Source organism: Streptomyces sp. NPDC051940 (assembly GCF_040680895.1).
Taxonomy (GTDB): Bacteria; Actinomycetota; Actinomycetes; order Streptomycetales; family Streptomycetaceae; genus Streptomyces.
The window spans coordinates 1-6,799 of sequence record NZ_JBFAXR010000224.1; the positions used below are offsets into that span (position 1 = coordinate 1).

The following is a 6,799-nucleotide window of genomic DNA, read 5'->3' on the forward strand; positions in this document are numbered from 1 at the left end:
GGGGTGCCGGACGGCGCGCGTCGCAAAGGCTGCGGGCAGTCGTGCCGCTGGGGCGGCACGGGTGGGCGCAGCCGGCCCGCAGGGCTCGCGCCGCCCGGGACCATCGGCTCACCGCGTGAGGGGGGGCGGGGCTGGGCGGTGCCGGAAGGCGCACACCGCAGGCTGCGGGCAGCCGGCCGCAGGGCTCGCGCCGCCCGGCACCACGGGCCACCGCGTGACGCGCGCCGCGGGCGGCCGCGGGCCCACCGCGTGACGCGCGCCGCGGGCGGCCGCGGGCTCACCGCGTGAGTGCGTACGACGTCGCCGCCCTGCGCGGCACCCGCACCGACGCCGGAGCCCACGCGGCAGCGACCCGCACCGGCCGCGTCAGCAGCAGCACGCCGTACGTCGCGACCAGACCCGCGGCCAGCGCCGCCAGGACCCCGATGCCGCCGAAGGCGAACTGCTCGCCCAGCAGGGCGATCCCGATCGCCGCCGCCACCCCGGGGTTCACCAGGTTCGACGTGGCGAGCGGTGCGCCCAGGCCGTTGCCGTAACCGGCCTGGGCCAGCAGCAGACCACCGGGGGAGAGGACCGCCACGGCCACCGCCGCCAGCACCGTCCCCGGACCGAACGACGGCCGCACCGCGACCGTCTGCGTCAGCACCGACGCGACGCCGAAGGCGAGACCGGACGACGTGGCGAGCGCGAGGCTGCGCCCCGTGGCGCTGCCGGCGAACCGCGCCCCGAGGCCGAGCGCCGCGAGCACCGCCGCCGTCGCGCCGACCACCCCGGCGATCTGGGCCCCGCCCAGCACCTGCAGATGGCCGTCGGACTGGGTGACCACGACGATCCCCGCCAGCCCGGTCATCGTCAGCGCCGCGCCCTTCCACTGCGTGGCCCCGACACGCCGGCCGGTGACGGCCGCCTGCAGCGGCAGCGCCAGGACGAGGGTCAGCGCGCCGAGCGGCTGGATCACGGTCAGCGGCCCGTACCGCAGAGCGACGATGTGCAGCAGCGCCCCGGCTATGTTCAGCCCGACCGCCACCCACCAGCCGCCCTGGCGCAGCGCCTTGACCGCGGAGGCGCGCCCGGCGATCCGCTCCTGCAGGACGGCACCGCTCGCGTACGCGACAGCAGAGGCGAGAGCCAGGAGAAGTGCTGCGTACATGGCGGTTCCTTCCATCAGGGCTGTACACGGGTGCGGTTGCTGTTTCCGCTACCACTGGACGAAAGTGCCGGGCTTTCCGTGACACCTCCCAAGGTAGGGAGGATTGAGGTCAGGTAGCGTCCGCAAGGGCTGACGAGCTGCGTACTTCTTCCGTGTCCTGCTGCTTGTTCTGACCCCCGGATGTGACAGAACTCATCGCTCCGGGCCGCCTTTTCGCCCGCGCGGCGCCGAGCCCGACCATCGTCAGCCCGACCGCCACCCAGACCCCGAGCGTGACCAGCGGCGCGGCGATCGCGTTGCCGTCGAAGAAGGCGACGGAGCGCAGCAGCGTGCCGCCCGCACCCGGGGGCAGCCACTGGCCGATCAGGCCGGCCGGCTCGGGGAGGAGCTCGGGCGCGGAGGTGACTCCGGAGAAGGGGTTGCCGAGCAGGACGACGAACAGCGCGCCGACACCGATACCGCGGGTACCGAGCAGGGCCGCGAAGCCGGCCACACCCGCGCCGCCGGCCAGGGCGGTGAGGGCGAACGCCCCCGCCTCGGCCCACCAGTTGCCGTCGACGATGCCGAGCCAGCTGTGCGCCAGCCCCGCCGCGACCAGGCCGACCAGGGCGGTACCGCCCAACAGCGCGGCGATCGCGCGGCGGCCGCGCAGTCCCGTCAGGGTGACCAGGGCGCCCGCGGCGACCCCGGCCAGGGCGAGCGGCAGCACGCTGGAGTTGAGCGCGGCGCCGCGCGGGTCCGCGGCGGGCGCGGCGACGACGTCGTCCACGGCCACCCGGCCGGCATCCGGGCCGGCCTGCTCCTGGACGGCGGCGGTCAGCAGCTGGGCGACCGTCGGGCTCGCGGCGCTCGCCGTGAGCACCTTGGGTCCGTCCGGCGTGGCGACGACCGCGCCGTAGATGTCGCGCTCCTGGATCGCCGTGCGGGCGGCGCTCTCGTCCTCGTACGCCGTGACCTCGAAGGCGCCGTCGCGCGCGGCGAACTGCTTCTCCAGCTGCGCCGTGGCGTTCGCCGGCCCGGCGACGCCGACGGGCAGGTCGCGGGGAGCCAGGCGCGCGCTGGGCCAGGTGAAGGCCCACAGCGCGAGGGCGATCACGACGGGGAGCAACAGGATCACGGCGATCATGCTGCGGTTCTGGCGGTGCATGGGAGCCTCCGGCCTTGCTCTCGTGATTCCGTAGCGGTGGAAGTAAAGAGAAGGATCGTTCGTTTTTGTGTCGGGACCACTGTCTCCCCACCCTGCTTCCTTGTCAAGAATGAATGTTCGTTTTAGCCTGGGGTCATGGCTCGTGTATCCCAGGAACACCTCGACGCCCGCCGCCGGCAGATCATCGACGGCGCCCGCCGCGTCTTCACCCGGCGCGGCTTCCACGCCACGTCGATGCAGGACATCCTCAAGGAGACCGGTCTGTCGGCCGGTGCGGTGTACCGCTATTTCCGCGGCAAGGACGAGATCATCGCGGCGGTGGCGGACGGGGCGTTCACGGCGCTGCGCGAGGCCTTCCTCAGCGCGGTCCGCGACGAGCCGCTGCGTCCCCTGGAGGACGTGCTGTCGGGCGTGATCGCCATGGCCCTGGAGGAGGAGGGGCCCGGTGGCGAGCAGCCCGCGGGGCCGATGGCCGGCCAGGCGTTCCCGCAGCTGGTCCTGCAGGTCTGGGGCGAGGCCCTGGGCAGCGAGCCGCTCTCCGAGATCCTGCACAACGGCTACAAGGGCATGCGCGAGGCGTGGGGCGAGCTGATCGGGGCGTACCAGGAGGCCGGGGTCCTGCGGTCGGACGTCCCCGCCGACGACATCGCCCGCGCACTGATCGCGATGTGCCAGGGGCTGCTCGCCCAGCACGCCCTCTTCGGCAACATCACGAGCGACGTCCTGCGCAACGGCCTGCGCGCCCTGCTGACGGCCGATCCCGCGAAGCTGCCGACGGCGACGGAGGCCGCCGCCACGGCGTAGCCCGTCGGCTGTCGCCGCCTCACCCGCAGCGCGGTCCGGGCGGTCACGCCCCCGCGGCGGGGAGCGCCAGCGCCTGGGCGAGGGCGGCCGTCAGACCGGCGGCGTACACCGGCACGTGCCGGTCCGCCCATGTGGAGGCGAGCCGCAGGAAGTCCTCGAGGTCGCGTTCGACCGCACGCAGCAGCGCGTGCAGCTCGTCGGCGGGAACCTCGATCGCCGGGCTGTCGCCCTGCTCCGCGTCGAGGACCAACCGCACCACGTCCCCCACGCGTTGCACGGCCGGCGAGGGGTCGTGCCCGAGCCACACCTCCCCCACGCCGTCCACGGCCCCGAACCAGTCCCGCCAGTCCTCCAGCCCGCAGCAGCACCCGGGCGTGAGCGCCACGCCCCGCGCGGTGTCGGCCGCCTGCAGCCCACCGGGCACCACCCACCCGTCCCGCGAGACCACCGCGGCCAGTACGTCCTCGAAGGAGCGGCCCGCGGGGTCCCCCGCGCAGTACGACACGAACGTCAGCACGGCCGTCCCCACCTCGGCATCGCTCATCGCCCCGCCCAGGGGCAACAGCTCCCAGGCTCCGGTGTCGGAGACGTCCCAGGGCACGGGCCCCTCCCAGGGCTGCACCTCGAGGACGGCTCGCAGTTCGATCACGCCGCGCTCCTCATCCCTCCGCCGCCCGCACATGCAGATGCGCCGGCCCCGGCCACTTCGGCGGATGCGGGGGATAGACCTCGGCCAGGGCGAAGGACGACTTCTGTGCGACCCGGCACGACGCCTCGTTCTCCACGGCGTGGATCAGCTGAACGCGCGCCAGCCCCAGGTCCGTGAACCCCCACTCCGTGACGCGCGTCAGCGCGCGCGGCGCGATGCCCCTGCCCCGGGCCGCGTTCGTCGTCCAGTAACCGGCCTCCGCCTCGGGTGCGGCGGTGGACCGGCGCTTGAGGGTCACATGGCCGAGCGGCGGACCGCCGGCCTCCGTGATCGCGAAGCCCAAGCGCAGCCCCGTCGCCCAGCCCTCGTGCTGGGACGCGACCCAGCGCTCGGCCTCCTCCCGGGTACGGGCCTGCGCGGCCAGCCATCGCTGCAGCGAGGCGTCCTCGTACGCCGCGAGCACCGCCTCGACGTCCGCGTCCCGCCACGGACGCAGGGTGAGCGCGGGGGCGCCGGCCGTGGGCGGGACGTGCAGGGTGAGCGTCACTCCGCCGCCCCGAACAGCTCCAGGCAGCGGTCGACGCCCTCGATCTCCACCGGCGGGCGGTCCGAGCGCTCCCAGTCCTCCCGCGACAGCCGCAGCCGCCGCGAGACGACGACCTTGCCGTCCAGCACGTCCCGGCTGATCCCGTCCGGCCGGTAGCCGAGCTTGCGGGACACCCCCATCGAGGCGTGGTTGTCCTCGAACGCCTCCGTCGTGGCGGACACTCCGCCCAGCCCGGCGAACACCAGGGCCAGCGCCGCGTGCCGCGACTCCGTGCCCAGGCCGCGCCCGTGGTACGCCAGCCCCAGCCAGGAACTCGTCGTCACCTCGCGGCGCACCCCGAAGTCCCGCGCCCGGATGCCCTGCACCCCGACCGCCTCGCCGTCGAGGAAGGCGGCCAGCCCCAGCGACCAGCCGTCGGGCTGCCAGTCGCCGAGCCTCCCCCAGTGCCCCTGTACGACGCGCCGGGCCACCTCCGCCGGCGTCCCCTCCGTCCACGGCGTGAGGAACGGGCGCTCGTCCGGCGCGTGCACGCCCTGCGCGGCGAGGTCGGCGAGCGCCGCCAGGTCCCCTTCGCCGGGGAGGCGCAGCTCCAGTCGTGCGGTGCGCAGGCGCAGCCCCAGCAGGGGCCAGTGGTCGATCAGCATGCGGGCAGTGTGCCTCCCCGCACCCGCCCGCGGCACGGGGTTTTCCAAGCAGCCGGGCCCACTTCACCGCCCCCCCCGCCGGGCCTGCTTCACCGCCCCCGCCGGCCCTACTTCACCGCCCCCCGCGTGAACCCGTTGTAGATGTACCGCTGCAGGAACAGGAACACCACCAGCGTCGGCACGATCACCAGCACCACCCCCGCCGAGATCACCTCCCAGTGCGCCCCGTAGGGCCCCTTGAAGCGGAACAGCGCCGTGGAGATCACGCCCTTGTCGTCCGACTGCAGATACAGGAACGGGATGTAGAAGTCGTTGTAGACCGTCACCCCCTTGATGATCACCACGGTCGCGATCGCCGGCCGCAGCAGCGGCAGGATCACCTTCCGGTAGACCGTGAACGCGTTCGCCCCGTCGATCCGCGCCGCCTCGTCCAGCGACACCGGGATACCCCGGATGAACTGCAGGAAGATCACGACGGCCACGATGTCCGTACCCGTGTAGAGCAGGACCGGCGCCCAGAAGGAGTCGACCAGCCCGAAGCTGTTGACCACCTGGAACGTCGCCACCTGCGTCGTCACCCCCGGCACCAGTGCCGCCACCAGGAACAGCCCCAGCACCGTCTTCTTCAGCCGGAAGGCGAACCGGTCGATCGCGTACGCCGTCATCGACCCGATCAGCACCGTGCCGCCGATGGCGAAGACCAGGATGAACGCCGTGTTCGCGAACGCGCCGAGCATGTCCGCGTCCCGGAACGCCGTCACGTAGTTGCCGAGGTTCAGCCAGTCGCCGGGCGGCGACAGCGCCCCGCCGTCCTGTGCCTCGCGGTCGGTCTTCAGCGAGGTCAGCAGGATCACCGTCAGCGGCCCCAGCACCACCACCGACGCGATCACGAGGGAGAGGTACTTCAGCGCCGTCGCCGCCGCCCGCCGGACGCGGACCGGGCCGGACACCGCCACCGAGGAGGCCGTACTCATACGAGGTCCACCTTGTCGTCCGGGAAGAGACGCTTCTGCACCCACGTGATGACCAGGATCAGCACGAGCAGCGCCACCGCGCAGGCCGAGGCCAGGCCCGTCTTGTTGAACTGGAACGCCAGCTTCACCGTCTGGATCACGAACGTCTCGGTGTCCGTCGCCCCGCCGGTCATGACGTACGGGATCTCGAACACGGACAGCGATCCGGACACCGCCAGGATCACGCTGAGCCCGACCACCGGCCGGATCCCGGGCGCGATGATGTGCCGGAACTGCTGCCAGCGCGACGCGCCGTCCAGCGACGACGCCTCGTACAGCTCGCCGGGGATCGACTGGATCGCGCCGAGGAACAGCACGAAGTTCAGCCCCAGGAAGCGCCACACCGACACCCCCGCGAGCGAGGTGTTGGCGGAGAACGGCGTGCCGAGCCAGGCGTGGTCGGTGTGGACGCCCAGCAGGGACAGCGCCGAGTCCAGCGTGCCGCCGTCCTGGAAGAAGTAGAGGAAGACGAAGCCGATCGCGACGCCGTTCATCAGGTACGGGAAGAACAGGATCCCCTTGAACAGGTTGCGGAAGCGGACGTCGAAGCTCAGCACCACCGCGAAGTACAGGGCGAGGACGATCTGCACCGCCGAGGCGGCCAGGTAGTAGAGGCTGACGAAGAAGACCTCGAAGAGGTCCTCCCGGGTGAACAGCTCCCGGTAGTTGTCGGGGCCGGTGAAGTGCAGCTCCGGGCTGACACCGTCCCAGTCGGTGAAGCTGTACGCGAGCTGGTTCGCCACCGGCACATAGGTGAACGTGACCAGCAGGGCCAGCGGGGCCGCGAGGAAGAACCAGGGCGTGACCCGCCGCCAGGCCCGCGCCCGGCGCGCGGCGGCGGGGAC

Annotated in this window: 8 protein-coding genes; 1 reads left to right on the top strand and 7 read right to left on the bottom strand. The window is 73.0% G+C overall.

From position 1 onward, the window contains the following. Nucleotides 1-277 precede the first annotated feature (277 nt). Both AB0M28_RS39215 and AB0M28_RS39220 read right to left on the bottom strand, forming a co-directional pair. Complete coding sequence (locus tag AB0M28_RS39215) at nt 278-1,150, bottom strand: DMT family transporter (protein WP_365415416.1); 873 nt, start codon at nt 1,148-1,150, stop codon at nt 278-280. A gap of 109 nt (nt 1,151-1,259) precedes the next feature. Further along, the gene (locus AB0M28_RS39220; RefSeq protein WP_365415417.1) at nt 1,260-2,297 is read right to left on the bottom strand and encodes an ABC transporter permease; all 1,038 of its coding nucleotides are present in this window, start codon (nt 2,295-2,297) and stop codon (nt 1,260-1,262) included. Between the two features lie 135 nt (nt 2,298-2,432). Between AB0M28_RS39220 and AB0M28_RS39225 the strand changes: the two genes are divergently transcribed. Next, entirely contained in the window at nt 2,433-3,101 is a 669-nt protein-coding gene (locus tag AB0M28_RS39225) for a TetR/AcrR family transcriptional regulator (protein ID WP_365415419.1), read from the top strand. A gap of 43 nt (nt 3,102-3,144) precedes the next feature. Here the strand turns inward: AB0M28_RS39225 and AB0M28_RS39230 are convergent, their stop codons facing one another. The 5 genes from AB0M28_RS39230 to AB0M28_RS39250 all read right to left on the bottom strand — a co-directional run. Further along, complete coding sequence (locus tag AB0M28_RS39230; protein ID WP_365415421.1) at nt 3,145-3,750, bottom strand: hypothetical protein; 606 nt, start codon at nt 3,748-3,750, stop codon at nt 3,145-3,147. A gap of 10 nt (nt 3,751-3,760) precedes the next feature. Further along, nucleotides 3,761-4,297: a GNAT family N-acetyltransferase gene (locus AB0M28_RS39235; protein WP_365415423.1), complete on the bottom strand. Its 537-nt coding sequence runs from the start codon at nt 4,295-4,297 to the stop codon at nt 3,761-3,763. Continuing rightward, nucleotides 4,294-4,941, bottom strand: coding sequence for a GNAT family protein (locus AB0M28_RS39240; protein ID WP_365415425.1), 648 nt, complete (start codon nt 4,939-4,941; stop codon nt 4,294-4,296). Before AB0M28_RS39240 ends, AB0M28_RS39235 begins: the two co-directional genes overlap by 4 nt. Nucleotides 4,942-5,048: 107 nt before the next feature. Beyond that, nucleotides 5,049-5,915: a carbohydrate ABC transporter permease gene (locus tag AB0M28_RS39245; RefSeq protein WP_365415427.1), complete on the bottom strand. Its 867-nt coding sequence runs from the start codon at nt 5,913-5,915 to the stop codon at nt 5,049-5,051. Continuing rightward, the coding region (locus tag AB0M28_RS39250; RefSeq protein ID WP_365415429.1) for a sugar ABC transporter permease at nt 5,912-6,799 on the bottom strand (888 nt) is incomplete at its 5' end. The genes AB0M28_RS39245 and AB0M28_RS39250, both read right to left, overlap by 4 nt.

Excerpts from the sequence above, each read along its gene's own strand:
- AB0M28_RS39215 (WP_365415416.1), bottom strand. The coding sequence starts at position 1,150 with ATGTACGCAGCACTTCTCCTGGCTCTCGCCTCTGCTGTCGCGTACGCG.
- AB0M28_RS39220 (WP_365415417.1), bottom strand. The coding sequence starts at position 2,297 with ATGCACCGCCAGAACCGCAGCATGATCGCCGTGATCCTGTTGCTCCCC.
- AB0M28_RS39225 (WP_365415419.1), top strand. The coding sequence starts at position 2,433 with ATGGCTCGTGTATCCCAGGAACACCTCGACGCCCGCCGCCGGCAGATC.
- AB0M28_RS39240 (WP_365415425.1), bottom strand. The coding sequence starts at position 4,941 with ATGCTGATCGACCACTGGCCCCTGCTGGGGCTGCGCCTGCGCACCGCA.
- AB0M28_RS39245 (WP_365415427.1), bottom strand. The coding sequence starts at position 5,915 with ATGAGTACGGCCTCCTCGGTGGCGGTGTCCGGCCCGGTCCGCGTCCGG.